Source organism: Photorhabdus heterorhabditis (assembly GCF_001280945.1).
GTDB classification, from domain to species: domain Bacteria; phylum Pseudomonadota; class Gammaproteobacteria; order Enterobacterales; family Enterobacteriaceae; genus Photorhabdus; species Photorhabdus heterorhabditis.
Genome location: NZ_LJCS01000045.1, coordinates 1 through 18,306, shown reverse-complemented (window position 1 = coordinate 18,306; position 18,306 = coordinate 1). Strand labels below are relative to the sequence as shown.

19 protein-coding genes and 1 tRNA gene are annotated in these 18,306 nt (G+C 43.0%); 4 read left to right on the top strand and 16 right to left on the bottom strand.

What is annotated here, in order from left to right:
- Positions 1–92: 92 nt before the first annotated feature.
- From AM629_RS14750 to cysG, 10 genes are all read right to left on the bottom strand, one after another.
- Positions 93–722, bottom strand: a complete 630-nt coding sequence (locus tag AM629_RS14750; protein WP_420806677.1) for a protein-L-isoaspartate(D-aspartate) O-methyltransferase — start codon at positions 720–722, stop codon at positions 93–95.
- A complete protein-coding gene (gene surE / locus AM629_RS14745; RefSeq protein ID WP_054480040.1) occupies positions 716–1,480 on the bottom strand; it encodes a 5'/3'-nucleotidase SurE in 765 nt (254 codons plus the stop codon). Before surE ends, AM629_RS14750 begins: the two co-directional genes overlap by 7 nt.
- Complete coding sequence (gene truD / locus AM629_RS14740; protein WP_054480039.1) at positions 1,458–2,507, bottom strand: tRNA pseudouridine(13) synthase TruD; 1,050 nt, start codon at positions 2,505–2,507, stop codon at positions 1,458–1,460. Before truD ends, surE begins: the two co-directional genes overlap by 23 nt.
- Positions 2,508–2,510: 3 nt before the next feature.
- Positions 2,511–2,984: a 2-C-methyl-D-erythritol 2,4-cyclodiphosphate synthase gene (gene ispF / locus AM629_RS14735; protein WP_054480038.1), complete on the bottom strand. Its 474-nt coding sequence runs from the start codon at positions 2,982–2,984 to the stop codon at positions 2,511–2,513.
- On the bottom strand, positions 2,981–3,733 hold the full coding sequence (gene ispD / locus AM629_RS14730; RefSeq protein WP_054480037.1) for a 2-C-methyl-D-erythritol 4-phosphate cytidylyltransferase: 753 nt from the start codon (positions 3,731–3,733) through the stop codon (positions 2,981–2,983). The genes ispF and ispD overlap by 4 nt, the downstream gene beginning before the upstream one ends.
- 5 nt (positions 3,734–3,738) lie before the next feature.
- A complete protein-coding gene (ftsB, locus tag AM629_RS14725) occupies positions 3,739–4,059 on the bottom strand; it encodes a cell division protein FtsB (RefSeq protein ID WP_054480036.1) in 321 nt (106 codons plus the stop codon).
- Positions 4,060–4,343: 284 nt separating this feature from the next.
- Positions 4,344–4,976, bottom strand: a complete 633-nt coding sequence (cysC, locus tag AM629_RS14720) for an adenylyl-sulfate kinase (protein WP_054480035.1) — start codon at positions 4,974–4,976, stop codon at positions 4,344–4,346.
- Position 4,977: 1 nt separating this feature from the next.
- Positions 4,978–6,420 carry a sulfate adenylyltransferase subunit CysN gene (gene cysN, locus AM629_RS14715; RefSeq protein ID WP_054480034.1) on the bottom strand — a complete coding sequence of 481 codons (1,443 nt, stop codon included), beginning with the start codon at positions 6,418–6,420 and terminating at the stop codon, positions 4,978–4,980.
- Positions 6,421–6,431: 11 nt separating this feature from the next.
- Positions 6,432–7,340 carry a sulfate adenylyltransferase subunit CysD gene (gene cysD / locus AM629_RS14710; RefSeq protein WP_054480033.1) on the bottom strand — a complete coding sequence of 303 codons (909 nt, stop codon included), beginning with the start codon at positions 7,338–7,340 and terminating at the stop codon, positions 6,432–6,434.
- A gap of 10 nt (positions 7,341–7,350) precedes the next feature.
- Positions 7,351–8,763 carry a siroheme synthase CysG gene (gene cysG, locus AM629_RS14705; RefSeq protein WP_054480032.1) on the bottom strand — a complete coding sequence of 471 codons (1,413 nt, stop codon included), beginning with the start codon at positions 8,761–8,763 and terminating at the stop codon, positions 7,351–7,353.
- Positions 8,764–9,048: 285 nt separating this feature from the next.
- On the opposite strand from cysG, the gene AM629_RS14700 reads away from it, so the two are divergent.
- Both AM629_RS14700 and AM629_RS14695 read left to right on the top strand, forming a co-directional pair.
- Complete coding sequence (locus AM629_RS14700) at positions 9,049–9,306, top strand: type II toxin-antitoxin system HicA family toxin (protein WP_152912009.1); 258 nt, start codon at positions 9,049–9,051, stop codon at positions 9,304–9,306.
- Complete coding sequence (locus AM629_RS14695; RefSeq protein WP_054480031.1) at positions 9,303–9,659, top strand: type II toxin-antitoxin system HicB family antitoxin; 357 nt, start codon at positions 9,303–9,305, stop codon at positions 9,657–9,659. The genes AM629_RS14700 and AM629_RS14695 overlap by 4 nt, the downstream gene beginning before the upstream one ends.
- Positions 9,660–9,776: 117 nt before the next feature.
- On the opposite strand, the gene AM629_RS14690 is transcribed toward AM629_RS14695, so the two are convergent.
- Genes AM629_RS14690 through cysJ form a run of 3 tightly spaced genes read right to left on the bottom strand, consistent with a single transcriptional unit; the run spans position 9,777 to position 14,040 of the window.
- A complete protein-coding gene (locus AM629_RS14690; protein ID WP_054480030.1) occupies positions 9,777–10,511 on the bottom strand; it encodes a phosphoadenylyl-sulfate reductase in 735 nt (244 codons plus the stop codon).
- The gene (cysI, locus tag AM629_RS14685; RefSeq protein ID WP_054480029.1) at positions 10,508–12,238 is read right to left on the bottom strand and encodes an assimilatory sulfite reductase (NADPH) hemoprotein subunit; all 1,731 of its coding nucleotides are present in this window, start codon (positions 12,236–12,238) and stop codon (positions 10,508–10,510) included. The genes AM629_RS14690 and cysI overlap by 4 nt, the downstream gene beginning before the upstream one ends.
- Entirely contained in the window at positions 12,238–14,040 is a 1,803-nt protein-coding gene (cysJ, locus tag AM629_RS14680; RefSeq protein ID WP_054480028.1) for an NADPH-dependent assimilatory sulfite reductase flavoprotein subunit, read from the bottom strand. Before cysJ ends, cysI begins: the two co-directional genes overlap by 1 nt.
- A 258-nt stretch (positions 14,041–14,298) precedes the next feature.
- On the opposite strand from cysJ, the gene queD reads away from it, so the two are divergent.
- Positions 14,299–14,661 (top strand): 6-carboxytetrahydropterin synthase QueD, encoded by a 363-nt coding sequence (gene queD, locus AM629_RS14675; protein ID WP_054480027.1) that lies wholly within the window; start codon positions 14,299–14,301, stop codon positions 14,659–14,661.
- A gap of 44 nt (positions 14,662–14,705) precedes the next feature.
- On the opposite strand, the gene queE is transcribed toward queD, so the two are convergent.
- A complete protein-coding gene (queE, locus tag AM629_RS14670) occupies positions 14,706–15,377 on the bottom strand; it encodes a 7-carboxy-7-deazaguanine synthase QueE (protein ID WP_054480026.1) in 672 nt (223 codons plus the stop codon).
- A gap of 170 nt (positions 15,378–15,547) precedes the next feature.
- Here queE and AM629_RS14665 point away from each other — a divergent pair, with 170 nt between their 5' ends.
- The gene (locus tag AM629_RS14665) at positions 15,548–16,921 is read left to right on the top strand and encodes an L-histidine transporter HutT (RefSeq protein WP_054480025.1); all 1,374 of its coding nucleotides are present in this window, start codon (positions 15,548–15,550) and stop codon (positions 16,919–16,921) included.
- Positions 16,922–17,266: 345 nt separating this feature from the next.
- Here AM629_RS14665 and AM629_RS14660 read toward each other — a convergent pair whose 3' ends face one another.
- Both AM629_RS14660 and AM629_RS14655 read right to left on the bottom strand, forming a co-directional pair.
- On the bottom strand, positions 17,267–18,049 hold the full coding sequence (locus tag AM629_RS14660) for an endonuclease/exonuclease/phosphatase family protein (protein ID WP_054480024.1): 783 nt from the start codon (positions 18,047–18,049) through the stop codon (positions 17,267–17,269).
- Between the two features lie 138 nt (positions 18,050–18,187).
- Positions 18,188–18,264: transfer RNA gene (locus AM629_RS14655), tRNA-Asp, on the bottom strand.
- Positions 18,265–18,306 lie beyond the last annotated feature (42 nt).

Below are 18,306 nucleotides of genomic sequence, written 5' to 3'. Positions count from 1 at the left end.
TACATAACCACAAAAATCTCAAAACAAAAATATTTCGCTTATTAAAGCAGATATAACCATTAATTGAAAAATAGTTGTAATAGGCTAAGAAATTAAGCTAATTCCCCTTGCACAAGAGGGACAAAACGTACAGCTTCGATCACTTCGCTATGAAAACCATTGCCATGACGTTTCACCGACTTAAGAAGCTGTGTATGCTCACCAACGGGCAAAACCATAACACCACCATCAGAAAGCTGGGACATAAGTTCTTGTGGGATATACGGAGGCGCTGCGGTCACAATGATAGCATCAAACAACCCACGCGACGGCCACCCTTGCCAACCATCGCCATGACGGGTTGAAACATTATGTAAATCAAGCTGTTTCAACCTACGTTTAGCCTGCCATTGTAAACCTTTTATCCGCTCTACCGAGAAAACATGTTTAACCAAACGAGCTAATATTGCCGTCTGATAACCGGAGCCGGTACCAATTTCCAGCACCTTAGCATCCGGTGTTAATTGAAGCAGTTCAGTCATGCGAGCAACAATATAAGGCTGAGAAATCGTTTGCCCATAACCTATAGGTAAGGCGGTGTTTTCATAAGCTTTATGAGCCAGCGCTTCATCGACAAAACGTTCTCTGGGCACAGCTGAAATAGCTGCCAGTAAACACTCATCGTTTACTCCCTGCTGGCGCAATTGTGTCAGCAAATTTTGCATTGCCCGACTACTCAGCATTCTCCATTAACCTCAGCTTTAATTAACCAATCTTTCACTAATTCCTGCGCTTTATACGCAGTCAGATCTACCTGCAATGGCGTAATGGATACATACCCCTGCTCTACAGCTGCAAAATCTGTTTCAGGACCGGCATCACGTTTATCTCCTGGCGGCCCCAACCAGTAAAGTGTATTCCCTTTTGGATCTTGCATGGAATAGACTTCTTCCGCGGCATGACGACTACCACAACGTGTAACTCGAAAACCTTTAATTTGCTCAAGTGGCAGATCAGGAACATTCACATTCAGAATATTACCCGCTCTCAAAGACGTTGTTTGTAACATTTGCAGCAAACGACATGTGATTTCTGCCGCTGTTTCGTAATGCCGTTCGCCATCAAGTGAAATAGCCAAAGCAGGTAATCCCAAGTGACGGCCTTCCATTGCAGCAGCAACTGTACCGGAATAAATCACATCATCCCCAAGATTAGGACCTCGATTAATACCAGCAATAACAATTTCCGGGCGAGGGAGAACCAGGCGATTAACGCCAAGATAGACACAATCTGTCGGTGTACCGTCCAATACCGATATATCGCCATTCTCCAGCGTATTAATTCTTAACGAACGATCAAGTGTCAATGCATTTGATGCACCACTCCGGTTACGGTCAGGCGCAATAACCTGCACATGATAACTTTCCCGTAAAGCTGCCGCTAAAACCTGAATCCCTGGTGCAGTGACACCGTCATCATTACTCAGTAATATTCGTAACATCATTTTGATCCTGCTTGATGATTTCCCTGACCACACTGGTAGCAAAACTACCAGCTGGCAACCAGAAACTGACTTTTACAGTGGCATTATCTAACCATTCCCAGCTCAAGTGCTGAGGTTGCACCAGTATGGCTCTGCGGGAGCAATCCACTCTTTCACGCTTAATAAGTTCCCATAACGATTCATAGGGCTGCAAACATTGCCGCTCAAAATCCGCAGATTGATGCAGTGTTCCCAATTCACCATGACCAGGCAGAGGAGCCGTTATCCGTAGTTCATTGTCAATTACCCGCTGTTGCAATATAGGCAACTCAACTTCATTAGCAACAAACCAACTGCCACGCCCTGTCAATTGTAAAGCATCACCATTAATCACTTGCCGCTGCTGATCCCGAGCAATCCGCGCACTGACCACCGTATTAAACATAGCACTGCGACTGGCTGATAGGTAAAAACTGCGTTTATTTCTCTCTCTTACCCGAATCTCATTATTTGCCCAACGCTGCGCCTGAACCAGATTTTGTCCATCATGCCCAAAACGCTGTTCACCAAAATAATTAGGAACTCCACCTTGCTGAATCAGCTGTAATCTGTTTTCAACAAACTGGTGATGACTGATTTCGCGTAAAATCAGTGTGAATGAATTTCCTTTCAATGCGCCGATACGAAGTTTACGTTTCTGACGTTCTGTCGCCAGAATTTCACACCCTTCAAGCTGAAACGATGCAAAATCAGGGTTCTGTTTACCCGGTAGGTGTAAGCAAAACCACTGTTCTGTCACTGCATTACGGTCTTTTAAACCCGCATAGCTAACCGATTTAGAGGATACTCCAGCAAAACGGGCGAGATTATCTGCAACACATTGAGTATTACAACCCGTTTTACGGATATGTACCATCAAGTGTTCTCCTTCTCCGTCAGGAGAAAACCCCAAATCTTCGCAGACAATAAAATCTTCCGGCGAAGCTTTTAATATTCCAGTTGCTTCCGGTTGTCCATACAGCCAGTTTAATTCAGCTAATACCATCAATTATTCCTTAACCAGCAAAGCAACCGCTTCGCAAGCAATACCTTCTTTACGCCCAACAAATCCCAATTTTTCGGTGGTTGTGGCTTTTACATTGATATCATCAAGGTGGCATTGCAGATCTTCAGCCAAATTGACTCTCATTTGCGGAACATGCGGCAGCATTTTTGGTGCTTGCGCAATAATCGTGATATCCAGATTACCAATCCGGTAACCCTTTTCTCTGATACGACGGTAGGCTTCACGTAATAACTTACGGCTATCCACCCCTTTAAATGCGGGATCAGTATCAGGAAATAATTTACCGATATCACCCAATGCCGCAGCTCCTAACAAGGCGTCTGTTGCTGCATGTAGCGCAACATCACCATCAGAGTGCGCCAGTAGTCCTTGTTCATAAGGGATGCGGACACCACCGATAATAATCGGCCCTTCACCACCAAATTTATGCACATCGAAACCATGTCCGATTCTCATGATGCCTGCTCCTTACATTTTCTGGACAGATAAAATTCTGCCAATGCCAAATCCTCAGGGCGCGTAACTTTTATATTGTCAGAACGCCCGTTAACCAATACTGGTTGATAACCACAATACTCCAATGCAGAAGCTTCATCAGTGATGTTGACGTGTTGCGAAAGTGCTTTTGACAAGCAATCTCTCAGTAACATCAATGGAAAAAGCTGCGGTGTCAGTGCATGCCAGAGATCTTGACGTTCTACCGTATGGTCAATAACCGCCTGATCAACCCGTCCACGTTTCATCGTATCGCGGACCGGAGATGCCAAAATACCACCACATGCCATATTTCCCCGCACCTCTGCTTCTGTTAGTTGTAGCAAACGTTCAAGATCGTCGTGGTGTAAACAGGGGCGAGCTGCATCATGTACCAAAACCCAGCAATGATTATTTTCGGCCAAATGAGCCAAATAATTTAAACCAGCTAATACAGAATCTGCACGCTGTTCACCACCGGTTACCGTAGTAATGCGTGGATCTGAAGCAACGTCAAGGAATTGAAACTGAGTGTCAGCGGGATTTAAAACAACCACAATGCGCTGAATACGAGGATGACCAAGTAATGCAGCTAAGGTATGTTCAATAACAGTTTTTCCAGCAATAGACAGATACTGCTTTGGGCAATCCGAATTCATTCGGCTGCCAATACCCGCAGCTGGTATCAAAGCAATAATATCAGCACAGGAACGAAGTAATAGATTGTTCATTTTGATTATTGAGTATTATTAGGTGTCGAGGGCAGTGAAGTGTTTTCTTTAGATTTATCAGCGATTAAACGATAGAAGGTCTCACCAGGTTTTACCATACCCAGTACACTACGGGCTCGTTCTTCAATAGCTTCCTGCCCACCATTGAGATCATTAATTTCCGCCGATAGCTGAGCATTGCGCACTTTAAGTTTACTGTTCTTGCGTTCTTGCGCAGCAACATCATTCTTAATCTGCACATAATCATGAACACCGTTTTTGCCAAGCCACAGTGAATACTGTAACCATCCGAGTAAAACCAGTAATAGCAGCGTTAGCTTACCCATTTCCGCCCCCTGAAATATCTGTCAATCATCCCATAACTCAAAGAATGACGCTACTATCACAAAACATGATAGGGGAAAAAATAGTTGAATGAAGTTATTACATAAGCACATCACAGAAGTTTAATAATGTGCTTTATACCTGTTATCTTTCAAGTTGCCTCTTGGTTGGCTGCACTCACTCACCCCGGTCACAGAGTTCTCTATGACATAGTTATCTATGCTCCCGGGGATTCGCTCCCTGGCCGTCGCGATCCATCTTGAAATCTATTAGGTATATATGAATGTTATGCGTTATTAACTGTTAAACGTATAATTCCACGCTTTTCCAGTTCCATCAGCAACTGTTCCACCGATGCTTCAACAGGTTGTTGGCCTGAAAGGTAAATTTCCGGGTGCTCAGGAACCTCGTAAACTGAATCAATCCCCGTAAAATGACGAATTTCACCCGCACGAACTTTTTTATATAATCCTTTAGGATCACGGGATTCACAGATTTCCAACGGCGTATCGACAAAAACTTCAATAAATTGCCCCGGCTCCAGTAGTTCACGAACCTTTTGCCTCTCTGCTTTATGAGGGGAAATAAAAGCAGTCAGCACGACTAAACCCGCATCTACCATCAAATTGGCAACTTCACCCACCCGGCGGATATTTTCCTGCCTGTCCTGTTCAGAAAAGCCCAAATCACTGCAAAGGCCATGACGCAGATTATCGCCATCAAGTAGATAAGTTTTTATTCCTCGTTGAAACAGTGCCTGTTCCAAAGCACCGGCCACAGTGGATTTCCCAGAACCTGATAAACCTGTGAACCAAATAACCAGTGCAGGATGTCCATTTTCAGCTTCTCGCTGCGCTCTGGTCAGTTGATGTGCATGCCAGACCACATTTTTCGGCACCAAATTTTCAATGTCAGCCAACTTATTTACCTCCCAGTAAATCTCTGGCCCCCCAGTGCGGGAAATGGCGACGAATTAACCGGTTCAATTCCAGTTCAAATTCACTAAATTCTTTTGGTCCTTCATAAACATCTGTCTGAATTTCTCGTACCAAACCCGCGCCAACAGTAACATTAGTCAGCCGATCAACAAAAATAATGCCGCCAGTATCACTATTTTGTTGATAGCTATCGAGCATTAATGGTTCCTCAAAAGAAAATTCCACCGACCCGATTGCATTCAAGGGCAAATTAACAGTGACCCGTTGTGTCAGGCTAGTGATATCCACTTGATACTGAATATTTTCAACTTTTCCACGACTCTTTTTACCCGCCACTTTGATATCAAGATTCTGTCCCTGCACCAAAGGCTGTTCAGACATCCATACCACATCCACCAACGCATGCCGAGTAACAATCATTTCATCATCAGCAGAAATCAGGAGATCTCCCCGGCTGATATCGACTTCATCTTTCAATACCACGGTGATTGCTTCACCAGGGACAGCAAAATCCAAATCACCATTAAACGTTACGATCCGCGCCACTTGAGAGATTACACCGGACGGCATGACTTTAATTTTCTGCCCCTTACGCAAAACCCCAGATGAGAGAGTGCCACTGTAACCACGAAAATCGAGATCAGGCCGGCTGACATATTGTACCGGGAAACGTAATAACTGCTTCGATGCTTCTTTCTTCACATCTGCGATTTCAAGAATATCCAACAATGTTGGCCCTTCATACCAAGCCATATTGGTACTTCTGGTGACAATGTTGTCGCCATCCAGTGCTGAGATCGGAACAAAATAAACTACCAAATCTGTCGGCAATTGAGCGGCGAAATTCATATAATCCTGTTTGATCTGATCAAAAACTTCCTGACAGTATTCCATCAGATCCATTTTATTCACGGCAACCACCAAGTGGCGAATTCCCAGCAATGTACTGATAAAACTATGACGACGAGTCTGCTCCTGAACACCTTTACGGGCATCAATTAACAGAATAGAGAGATCACAAGTCGATGCGCCAGTTGCCATATTGCGGGTGTATTGCTCATGGCCCGGTGTATCAGCAATGATAAATTTGCGTTTTTCTGTTGAGAAATAGCGATAAGCCACATCAATGGTAATACCCTGTTCGCGCTCTGCGGCAAGACCATCCACCAGCAAAGCCAGATCCAATTTTTCACCTTGGGTACCGATCCGTTTGCTGTCATTTTGCAAGGTTGAAAGCTGATCTTCGTAGATCTGACGGGTATCATGTAACAGACGTCCGATCAGCGTACTTTTACCATCATCCACGCTGCCACAGGTCAAGAAACGCAGTAATCCTTTATCCTGTTGAGCACGCAGATAAGCCTCCACACCACCCTGTTGTTTAATTTGATGAGCAATAACTTCATTTTGTGCAAGTGCTGACATGGTCGTTCTCCTTAGAAATAACCCTGACGTTTTTTCAGTTCCATAGAAGCAGATTGATCACTGTCAATCAGCCGCCCTTGCCGCTCACTTGTCGTAGATATCAGCATCTCTTCAATAATTTCTGGCAGTGTTTCAGCATCGGATTTCACCGCTCCTGTTAGTGGCCAGCAACCAAGAGTACGGAATCGTACTTTGCGTTGGCTGATAACTTCGCCAGGTTTCAGATCGATCCGGTCGTCATCAACCATAATCAGTGTGCCATCACGCTCCAGTATCGGGCGTGGTTTGGCAAAATAGAGAGGAACGATATCAATTTGCTCCAGATAGATGTATTGCCAAACATCCAGTTCAGTCCAGTTAGACAGCGGGAACACTCGAATGCTTTCACCTTTGTTAATCTGGCCGTTGTAATTACGCCACAATTCAGGACGCTGGTTTTTAGGGTCCCAGCGATGAGAACGGTCACGGAATGAATAAATACGCTCCTTGGCACGCGATTTTTCTTCATCACGACGAGCGCCACCAAAAGCTGCATCAAAACCATATTGATCCAATGCCTGTTTCAATCCTTCCGTTTTCATGATGTCAGTATGTTTAGCGCTACCATGAATAAATGGGTTTATTCCCATGGTTTCCCCTTGCGGATTGCGATACACCAATAGTTCAAAACCATAATTCTTAGCGGTACGATCGCGGAACTCGTACATCTCGCGGAATTTCCAGCCTGTATCCACATGCAATAAAGGAAATGGCAGTGTTCCCGGATAGAACGCCTTACGCGCAAGATGAAGCATGACTGAAGAATCTTTACCAATGGAGTAAAGCATCACCGGATTCTCAAACTCTGCGGCCACTTCCCGCATGATATGGATACTTTCAGCTTCAAGTTGCTGCAAGTGTGTCAATCTTTTCTCGTCCATTACGACTCCCTTATGCAAAATCGACTACTGCCGGACGGCTTACCGTGGCAATAGGTTGTTGCCCGAACCAAGCTATCTGATGGTGGAGTTGAGCAACCTCACCCACTACCAGTAAGGCCGGTGACGGTGCCTGCTGTGCTAACTGTTCCAGTTCGAGCAAAGTGCCTGTCAATACTTGCTGTTCTGGGCGAGTACCACAACCAATAACGGCCACGGGTGTATCTTCCGCTCGCCCATGTAAAATAAGTTGATGACTTATCAAGGCGGCTTTTACCGTTCCCATATAAATCGCCAGTGTCTGATGACCTCCGGCCAAAGCCTGCCAATCCAATTCATTACCATTTTCTCGGCAATGACCGGTAATAAAAGTGATACTCTGCGAATATTCCCGGTGAGTTAGCGGAATTCCGGCATACGCAGTCGCTCCGATAGCGGCAGTAATTCCCGGTACGACCTGAAAAGGAATACCTGCTGATGCTGCAACTTGTAACTCTTCTCCCCCGCGACCAAAAATAAAGGGATCACCACCTTTAAGACGAACTACTTTTTTCCCTTGTCTGGCAAATTTCACTATTAACCGATGAGTTTCCGCCTGAGAAACAGAGTGATTGCCCGCTCTTTTACCAACGCAAATTTTATCTGCATCACGGCGAACCAGATCCAATACATCTCTGCTGACCAAATGATCATAAAGTACCACATCAGCCTGCTGAATAACCTGTAATCCCTTTAACGTCAGCAATCCCGGATCACCCGGACCTGCCCCAACCAAAGCCAGTTCTCCCGGTAAATCAGGCTGTTCCAGTTGTTGTTCAAGCTGCTTTTCCGCTTGTTGGATCTGGCCGTTTGCAACCAGCATAGCAAAACGTCCATTGAAAGCGTGTTCCCAAAAAGAGCGGCGCTGGCGCATAGAAGTTAATCGCTGTTTCACACGTTCACGCCAATTGCCGGCAATTTTCGCCATCGTACCAAGACTGAAAGGAAGTAACGCTTCCAGCTTTTCTCGGATTAAACGTGCTAATACCGGCGCTTTTCCGGCTGATGAAATCGCCACCAGAACTGGCGAACGGTCAATTATTGATGGAAAAATAAATGAGCAATGAGACTGATCATCAACCACATTGATCAAAATACCGCGCTTATCAGCCTCGGCAAAGACCCGATGATTAAGAGCATGGTTATCAGTCGCGGCAATCACTAAAAAGATGCCATCAAGATATTCAGGTTGGAATTCTCTCTGATCCCATTCCACCTCCCCCACTTGATAACGCTGTTGTAATTCTGAGCACAACTCAGGGGCTACAACCCGTAATAATGCACCTGCCCGTAGTAGTAGGGTTGCTTTACGTGCCGCCACCTCTCCACCACCGATAAGTAATATAAACCGCCCTTTAAGTTCAACAAATATCGGTAAGTAATCCACAATTGCCCTTGATATCCAGTGAAATATTTATAAGTAATGAAACTGTTTCGAATGAATATATGAGTCGGTGGTCAAGTTATAAAATGATAAAAAGGAATTAATAGTTCTGTAATGGAATATAGCCAACCTCTCTAGAACAGGGCTAGTGTGTTTTTTTGCACTAAATCGCTAAGGGCAGGAAAAATAAATGACTTCAAAATTTGACTTCATATGTCATTGAGTTCAATATAACTTCATAATCTGACTTCACAGAAAGCAATACGAGAAATGAAAGAATAGGTTTCAATGCTCAGGAAGAGGCAAAAAAATACGTTGGAGCAGATATTTAAAATGCCTGTTCCTGCGGGAATTAAGTGGTCTGACGTGGAATCACTCATAATCGCTCTGGGAGGTGAGGTTAAAGAGGGGAAAGGTTCACGTTGCAGGCTGTTGCTAAGCGGTAGTCTTTCCAGGTTTCACCGTCCACATCCCTCACCAGATACTGACAAAGGAGCCGTCGTCAGCCTACGAGAATGGTTAGAAAGCATAGGAGTTAAGCCATGAAGATGACAGTACAAAATACAATGGTAATAGCCGGACAGCAGGCTATTATTAGCTACGTGCCAGAAATTGGCATGTTCAGGGGTAAATTTTTAGGGCTGTCTGGTTATTGTGATTTTGTCTCTGATAGTATTCAGGGATTGCAAGATGAGGGCAAAATATCTCTACATGAATATATTGAAGATTGTAGCGCATCAGGTATTGAACCTTATGCAAGGCAAGAAAAAATCAAAACATTTACTCTGCGCTACCCCGAATCATTTGGAGAGCGATTGCATTGTGCAGCAGCCGAGCACCAGATTTCGGTGAATGCGTTCATCATTGAAACTTTAAATGAACGAATGAAACACGCGTAAAAATCCATTACACATCAGGACTAAATTGTCTTTCAGACTATTTATATTAATCATCACCCTCGCCTTAAAACAAAGCGAGGGCTTGATCATCAATCCCACTCAGGAAATACTGGGTTTTTAATTCTCATGTAACCCACATTCTCGCTTCAAGCCAAAAAAACGGGTTTGTTCTTCACTCATACCCGGTTCCCATTTTTGAGTTGTATGGATGTCACCAACAGAAATATAACCTTGTTCCCATAATGGATGATATTCCAAGTCATGCTTTGTCAGATATTGATGCACGCGCCGGTTATCCCAGTCGATAATCGGCAAAATCTTAAATACTCCGCGCTGTACAGCCAAAACCGGTAATTTTGATCGACTTTCAGATTGCTGACGGCGTAAACCAGCAAACCAACTTTGTGCTCTCAGATTTTTCAAAGCCCGATTCATTGGTTCAACTTTATTCATCTGATTGTAACGTTCTATTCCCTCTACGCCTTGCTCCCACAATTTCCCATAACGCGCTTCCTGCCAGGCCGGAGAATGCTCAGCACTAAATACTTGTAAATTCAGTTTTAACTGCGTTGTGAGTTTATCTATGAATTGATAAGTTTCAGGGAATAGATAACCGGTATCAGTAAGAATGACCGGAATATCAGGATATTCTTGTGTCACTAAATGAAGACATACCGCCGCTTGTATACCAAAACTGGAGGAAAGAACAAATTCCCCTGGCAAATTTTCCAATGCCCAGTTTACCCGCTGGTGAGCATCCATCATTTCAAGCCGAAGATTAATCTCCGCCAGTGATTGCGCTTGCTGTTCAGCGGTCATACTGACACATTGAGATAAACTGAATTGGCTCATACCACCTCCTGCCAATCATAAAAATCACGGGCCGAATCCAGTACTGGCTTAATAATATCTGTGCGGATCAAGAAATCACCAAAACATTCATTTGGCTGCCGACCTATAGCCCAGCGTCCGATAAGTTTATCCATGATGGATAAGATCTCTTCCGAACTGATATTCTCTTTATACATGCGTGGAATACGGGTACCGATCCGATTACCACCAAGATGGAGGTTATAACGATCAAGCGCTTTACCCACCAATCCCACTTCCGCCAACATAGCTCTCCCGCAACCATTCGGACAACCTGTCACCCGTAAAACAATATGTTCATCACCAATACCGTGTTTACTCATCAGCTGTTCAACATAAGTGACAAATTCTGGTAAGAAACGTTCTGCTTCAGCCATTGCCAACGGACAAGTTGGGAAAGAGACACAAGCCATTGAATTTTCGCGCTGGACAGTGGTTTTATCGTTAATCAACCCATGTTCACGGGCGATAGTTTCAATTCGTTGTTTATCACTTTCAGGAATTCCCGCAATGATTAAGTTCTGATTGGCAGTCAGACGAAAATCCCCTTTGTGAATTTTTGCAATTTCAGCAATGCCACTTTTCAACGGTCTACCAGGGTAATCTAAGAGGCGACCATTCTCAATAAACAGTGTCAAATGCCATTTATCATCGATTCCTTTTAACCACCCAATTTGATCACCACGACCAGTAAATTCATAATGCCGAATTGCTTCGAATTTCACACCTGAGCGTTTCTCCACTTCTTCTTTAAAAGTGTCAACGCCAACCCGCTCCAACGTATATTTGGTTTTGGCATTTTTACGCTCAGTCCGGTTACCCCAATCACGCTGAGTTGTCACCACAGCTTCAGCAATCGCCAGTGTATGCTCAAGCGGAATATAGCCAAACTCACTCGCCAAACTCGGATAGGTATTTTTATCGCCGTGAGTCATTGCTAAACCACCACCCACCAGCACATTAAAACCAACCAACCTGCCATCTGCTGAAATTGCAATGAAGTTCAGATCGTTGGCATGTAGATCAACATCATTCTGCGGAGGAATAACTACCGTGGTCTTAAATTTACGCGGCAAATAAGTAGGCCCCAGAATCGGCTCTTCATCAGTCGTCACAACTTTTTCTTTATCCAACCAGAGTTCAGCATAAGCACGGGTACGTGGCAGCAAGTGTTCTGAGATTTTCTTTGCCCATTCGTAAGCTTGCTGATGCAGCTCTGATTGAATAGGGTTTGAGGTACAAAGCACATTTCGGTTAACATCATTCGCCGTCGCAAGCGAATCCAAACCGACCTGATTCAGCAACTGATGCACCGGTTTTACATTTCCTTTCAAAATGCCATGAAATTGAAATGTCTGGCGATTAGTCAACCGGATACTACCGTAGAGCGTGTTCTCTTCTGCAAATTTATCAATCCCCAGCCATTGCTGTGGTGTAATAACGCCACCCGGCAAACGACAGCGCAACATCATTGCATGACGTGGTTCCAGCTTTTGCTCTGCTCGTTCGGCACGGATATCACGATCATCCTGCTGATACATGCCATGAAAACGAATCAACAGGAAATTGTCCCCTTCAAAACCTCCTGTCAAGCCATTAGTTAAATCTTCGCTAATCGTACCTCGCAAGAAGTTGCTCTCTCGCTTCATTCGCTCACTGTCAGCCAGCTTACCTTCGACAATCAAAGGACCATGTTGTTTATCGCTCATTAGTACACATCTCTCTGATAACGGCGCTCAAGGCGCAGTTCACTTAAGAATTCATCTGCCTGTTCGATATCCATGCCACCATGCTTAGAAATAATATCTAGCAATGTATGCTCTACATCTTTCGCCATGCGGTTTGCGTCACCGCACACATACAGATGTGCACCTTCCTTTATCCAGCGCCATACTTCTTCACCCTGCTCACACAGTTTGTCTTGTACATAAATTTTATGCTGCTGATCGCGGGACCATGCCAGATCAATGCGGGTTAACAGGCCCTCTTTCACATAACGCTGCCATTCCACTTGATAGAGAAAATCTTCAGTAAAATGTGGATTACCAAAGAACAGCCAATTTTTCCCCTCTGCTCCATCTGCATCTCTTTGCTGCATAAATGCCCGGAATGGGGCAATCCCGGTTCCCGGCCCAATCATAATGACAGGTGTTTGTGGATCGGTCGGCAAACGAAAATTGTCGTTATGTTCAATAAAAATACGAATGTCACTCTCTTCTGACAAACGATCCGCTAAGTAGCCGGACGCACCGCCAGTGCGAGCGCGTCCATCAATTTCATAACGAACGACACCTACTGTAATATGAACTTCATTTTCCACTTCAGCCTGGGAGGAAGAAATTGAATAGAGCCTTGGTGTCAGCGGTCGCAGTAAATCAATAAACTGCTGTGCTTCGGGCTGAGAAGCCGCTTCTCTTATCATATCGGCGATAGGTTTATTGTGAGCGTATTGCTGCAATGCCTGTTTATCAGCAATCAGAGAAAGCAACTTTTCATCTTTCGCCAGAACAGCATATTTTTCTACAATCACACTGGTATTTTGAGTGAGTTCAACATGGCTGATCAGCGCTTCTGTTAATGATAATTTCTGTCCATTAATCTCAACAGGTTCTGTTCCTTTCAACCAGAGCAGATTCAAAACTTCATCCACCAGATCTGGATCATTTTCAAACCAAACTCCCAAAGCGTCACCAGGCTGATAACGCAGACCTGAATCTCCCAGATCAATTTCAATATGGCGGACATCTTTATCAGAACCACGGCCAGTTATTTTCTGGCAGGTTGATAAGGCAGCGGTCAGTGGTGCTTGTTTAGTATAAGACGTTGAGAAAACTTCATTTACCGAGCTGCTCTGTGTAGAAACAATTACAGTCTCTGTCTGAGCAGGAATACGCTGTTTCAGGATTTCAGTTAATTGCTTACGCCACTGGGCTGCGGCCTCTTGATATTCCACATCACCATCTACACGATCCAGCAGCCGTTGAGCACCGAGTTCATTCAAACGGTTATCGAAATCTTTTCCTGCCTGACAGAATTTTTCATAAGAAATATCACCCAGACTAAAAACTGCAAATGCAGTATCACTCAGCTTTGGTGCTTTTTTAGAATGAAGATATTTATATAGTGCAACCGCTTCTTCGGCAGGTTCTCCTTCCCCTTGAGTAGAAGCAATAATTATTAATATCTTCTCTTGAGCAATTTGCTTAAATTTATAATCACCAGCATTGACCAAATTAACATTGAGCTTTTCTGCCAACAAAGTATCACGCAGTTGCTCAGCTAAACGACGAGCATTACCTGTTTGTGAAGCTGAAATTAATGTAATTGTCTCTTGTACCGGTGCCGCCGAAGCCACAACCTGAGACTGTGACTGTTGATTCACCATTCCCCAAAAATAACCAGACAACCAAGCTAATTGATTTGAAGAAAAATCCCCAATTGCCGATTGCAAACGCGCTAGTTGTTCAGGCGAAACCGGAAGAAGTGAAATTGAAGGTGGTTTTATGCTCATTATCCTATGCTGCCCTTTACGGTTACCAGTGTCCGTTATTTTTAATAAATAGGGATAGTTAGTAAGGTTATCTCAGCAACTTGTCACTATTTAAAGAAACTATCGCAATATCAAATAACCAAAACGCCTAACCATATTTACAGATTTAATATACCTATAAAACAGTTAATAAGGACAATTGCAAAAAAAGGAAAAAACCGGGTTTAATTCAGAAGATCGGGTAGAATAACGGGTTTTTTGAAGTCAGGGAGAACCACTATGAGCACAACGATTTTTAAAGACTTTCAATTTGAAGCCGCCCACCGTCTGCCACATGTTCCAGAAGGCCATAAATGCGGGCGTCTACATGGGCATTCGTTTATAGTACGGCTGGAAATTACCGGGGAAGTAGATCCTCATAGTGGCTGGATTATGGACTTTGCTGATCTAAAAACTATTTTTAAACCTGTTTGGGAACAGCTAGATCACCACTACCTAAATGATATCCCTGGGCTAGAAAACCCGACCAGCGAAGTACTGGCAGCCTGGATTTGGGCTAAAGTTAAACCCAAAGTTCCACAACTAAGTGCCGTTATGGTGAAAGAAACCTGTAATGCAGGCTGCATTTTCCGCGGAAAATAAAATAAGTTACTGCACCAGGAAATCTCTAGTGCAGTAATCTCTTCTCAGGCAATATTCAGATATTTATGTGTTTGCATAGAAAGCCGCCAATTGCGGGCAATACAAGTTTCAATACATAAACGAGTGGCATCTTCTTTCTGGCTAATCGGTTGCAACGCAATAATACGCGATGAGTTGTCATCTAATGTCGCCAATAACTCATCCAATGCTTCAATATCTCTTTCCCGTGCAACCGGGTGTTTTATTTCATTAGCTCTTTGCAAAGCCTGCTGCAATACCTGATAACCACCACGCATTTTAACTTTTGGTGAAACAGTCACCCAAGTAGCCGCAGAGCATTTAACATGATACGTACCACTGGTTTCTATCTGACATTGATAGCCAAGGTTTTCCAATTCTTCAGTCAGAGGAACAAGATCGTAAATACAAGGCTCACCACCAGTAATCACAACATGGCGTGCGGTATATCCCTGTTGAACAAAAAGTGCTGCAATTTGCTTAGGTGATGCTTCACCCCATTCATCACTTTCACCCGTCTTCAGTAAGACTGTCTCCAACATCCGCTGTTTTTCAGCTTTTTTCTCCCAAGTGTGTTTAGTATCACACCAGCTACAACCGACTGGACACCCTTGCAGACGAATAAAAATTGCCGGGACTCCCGTGAAAAAACCTTCTCCCTGCAATGTCTGAAATACTTCGTTAATCGGGTAAAACATAAAAATCTCTGGTTTCATTAGGTAAGAGCGCATTATTGCAGATATCTATCCCGCGAACATCAATCTTTATGGTAAGGTACACGGTTTGCTTCACTTGGCTAACATACAGCTCGTCGGGGCATTGTGTGCTTAAAATATATCTAGCACTGAGAAAGTGACAGGAATAAATAATGCAGAATAATGAAACTCAGCTGAAACGGGGTCTAACCGGGCGGCATATCCGCTTTATGGCATTAGGTTCCGCAATAGGCACTGGGCTGTTCTATGGCTCCGCAGCTGCTATCCAGCAAGCTGGCCCAGCCGTATTACTCGCCTATTTAATCGGCGGTGCTGCCGTATTTATGGTGATGCGTGCATTAGGTGAAATGGCTGTTCACCATCCAGTAGCCGGTTCTTTTTCACACTATGCCAGCCATTATCTCGGTCCTTTGGCAGGATTTCTGACCGGATGGAATTATATATTCGAAATGCTTATCGTCTGCTTGGCTGACGTTACTGCATTCGGCTTTTATATGAAGCTTTGGTTCCCTCATGTGGAACAATGGATCTGGGTATTGAGTATTGTCTGCTTTATTGGCGCAATTAATCTTTGCCATGTGAAGATCTTTGGCGAAATGGAATTCTGGCTTTCTATTATAAAAGTCACTGCAATTATCGCCATGATTGTTGGAGGTATGACCATTATGATATATGGGTTCGGCCAACAAACAGACCACGTAACCGGCATTTCCAGCTTATGGGAATATGGCGGTTTTATGCCTAATGGTATTAGTGGTGTGATAGCTTCTCTCGCCATTGTAATGTTTGCTTTTGGGGGTATTGAAGTCATTGGTATTACGGCTAGCGAAGCCAAAAATCCTGAAAAAACTATTCCAAAAGCAATCAACGCTGTTCCTTTCCGTATCCTGCTGTTCTACGTATTAACTCTGTTTATTCTTATGTGTATTTATCCGTGGAATCAGATAGGTCAGGAAGGTAGCCCATTCGTACAGATTTTTTCTAGTCTGGGCATCAATTCCGCAGCGAATATTCTTAATATCGTGGTTATTACTGCCGCAGTTTCGGCGATTAACAGCGATATTTTTGGTGCTGGCCGTATGATGTATGGTATGGCTCAAGAAGGACAAGCACCTAAATCATTCACCAAACTGAGCCGTAATGGTGTACCATGGATGACAGTTGTAGTCATGTCAGTTGTCCTATTGGTTGGTGTTATACTCAACTATCTAATCCCAGAACAAATTTTCATTATCATTGCTTCTATCGCAACATTTGCCACTGTGTGGGTATGGCTGATGATCCTACTTTCTCAGGTTGCTATGCGCCGAAAAATGAGTAAGGAAGAAGTTAAAACGCTAAAATTCCCTATTCCTATGTGGCCAATAGCCCCAGCGTTAACAATTATCTTTATGGTATTTGTCATTATATTGCTAGGCTATTTCGAGAAAACCCGTATTGCATTAATTGTGGGAATTATATGGATAGCTTTATTATCAATCATCTATTTCTTGAGTATAAAGAAAAATAATCCCAAACCTCATTAAGCCAAATAAATAATTTATACCAATAAATGCCAGATTATTCTGGCATTTATTCCTATCGTCCTTAATGTTTATATTATTATTATTTAAATAGTAAGTCTGATTTATTTTCACAATATGAAAATTATAAATTACATTAAAATATCGAGAATCTAATTTTAAAAAATATATTAAACAACATATAAATACAGAATTATAATAGTAGATATAATGAAGAAATTAATTTAATCTCACGAGACATTATTTCATTATCAAAAGAATAAATTATCCTTATTTTTCAAAATATTAAATCAAACAAGAATTTACTATAAATAAAAATCCATTTCATAAAAATATATTCTCAAAATATTAATAAAAAGTTACAATAAGAGGATTATGATCGGAAGCGTCGGTAGGTATAACAGTAGCATTAGCTATACTTAACTCTCGGTAAAAAATAAAATCCAAAGGTCTTCCAAACGCAATTGTTCGACAATCATCAATAAAAGAAACTTCGTTGAGATGCAAATATCGGGCAAACCGTCTCAAAGCATTTAATCTCTGCTTACTCCATGCATTAAAGTCACCAGCCATAATTACCGGGCCATGATGTAAACGAACGTGAGCACCAATATTATTCAGTTGACGGCTATATACATCTACACCAAAACTAAAATTTATCGCATGTACATTGATAACCATTAACTGGCGATTATCCTGTAAAGGATAAACGGTGATAAGAGCCGATTTAGATAAACGCAAAAGAGGCTCTTTCTCTCTCAATGGACAACAATAAATGGGATGAGAAGTTGCTAATGTCATCACACCAGAGGGATGTTGTGGCAATACAAACGCAGGAACTTGATCAGCCGTCAGATAATTTGAAGTAACAAACTCAACTAAATCAGGAGTTGTTTGCGCTTCTTGTAATAAAATTAACTGGCTTTCTTTAGCAAGTTCCTTCAAAACTTTTCGCCATGAAGGGCGCTGCTGTTTATAGATATTCCAGACAACAACCCTAAGTCCATTTGTATCAGTAATCAAGGGTATTCCTACAGGCAATAATTTCCCAAGCTGATGAGCTGACATAGGAAAGACACGTTCAACAGGTTGTCCAGCGACATATCTTATTGCATAGGTTTTCTTTACCACGAGAAAAACCCCTTCAATGCAGAAAGGAACTACTAAAACTATCTGATTTTATCAAATATAATAAGATAATTATTGATTTTAATATTTATACGCAAAAAAACCCTGAGATTTCTCTCAGGGTTTCCTTTAGAAATTAGGTGGCGGTGCGGACGGGGCTCGAACCCGCGACCCCCGGCGTGACAGGCCGGTATTCTAACCAACTGAACTACCGCACCACCGAATTCCTTGTGTCCTATGTCGCTACAACATAAAACTTT

Coding starts and splice junctions, on each gene's coding strand:
- cysI (WP_054480029.1), bottom strand. CDS start 12,238: ATGAGCGATAAACAACATGGTCCTTTGATTGTCGAAGGTAAGCTGGCT.
- surE (WP_054480040.1), bottom strand. CDS start 1,480: ATGTTACGAATATTACTGAGTAATGATGACGGTGTCACTGCACCAGGG.
- AM629_RS14665 (WP_054480025.1), top strand. CDS start 15,548: ATGCAGAATAATGAAACTCAGCTGAAACGGGGTCTAACCGGGCGGCAT.
- cysD (WP_054480033.1), bottom strand. CDS start 7,340: ATGGACGAGAAAAGATTGACACACTTGCAGCAACTTGAAGCTGAAAGT.
- cysJ (WP_054480028.1), bottom strand. CDS start 14,040: ATGAGCATAAAACCACCTTCAATTTCACTTCTTCCGGTTTCGCCTGAA.
- ftsB (WP_054480036.1), bottom strand. CDS start 4,059: ATGGGTAAGCTAACGCTGCTATTACTGGTTTTACTCGGATGGTTACAG.
- queE (WP_054480026.1), bottom strand. CDS start 15,377: ATGTTTTACCCGATTAACGAAGTATTTCAGACATTGCAGGGAGAAGGT.
- queD (WP_054480027.1), top strand. CDS start 14,299: ATGAGCACAACGATTTTTAAAGACTTTCAATTTGAAGCCGCCCACCGT.
- AM629_RS14700 (WP_152912009.1), top strand. CDS start 9,049: ATGCTCAGGAAGAGGCAAAAAAATACGTTGGAGCAGATATTTAAAATG.
- truD (WP_054480039.1), bottom strand. CDS start 2,507: ATGGTATTAGCTGAATTAAACTGGCTGTATGGACAACCGGAAGCAACT.
- ispD (WP_054480037.1), bottom strand. CDS start 3,733: ATGAACAATCTATTACTTCGTTCCTGTGCTGATATTATTGCTTTGATA.
- AM629_RS14690 (WP_054480030.1), bottom strand. CDS start 10,511: ATGAGCCAATTCAGTTTATCTCAATGTGTCAGTATGACCGCTGAACAG.
- cysN (WP_054480034.1), bottom strand. CDS start 6,420: ATGTCAGCACTTGCACAAAATGAAGTTATTGCTCATCAAATTAAACAA.
- ispF (WP_054480038.1), bottom strand. CDS start 2,984: ATGAGAATCGGACATGGTTTCGATGTGCATAAATTTGGTGGTGAAGGG.
- AM629_RS14750 (WP_420806677.1), bottom strand. CDS start 722: ATGCTGAGTAGTCGGGCAATGCAAAATTTGCTGACACAATTGCGCCAG.
- AM629_RS14695 (WP_054480031.1), top strand. CDS start 9,303: ATGAAGATGACAGTACAAAATACAATGGTAATAGCCGGACAGCAGGCT.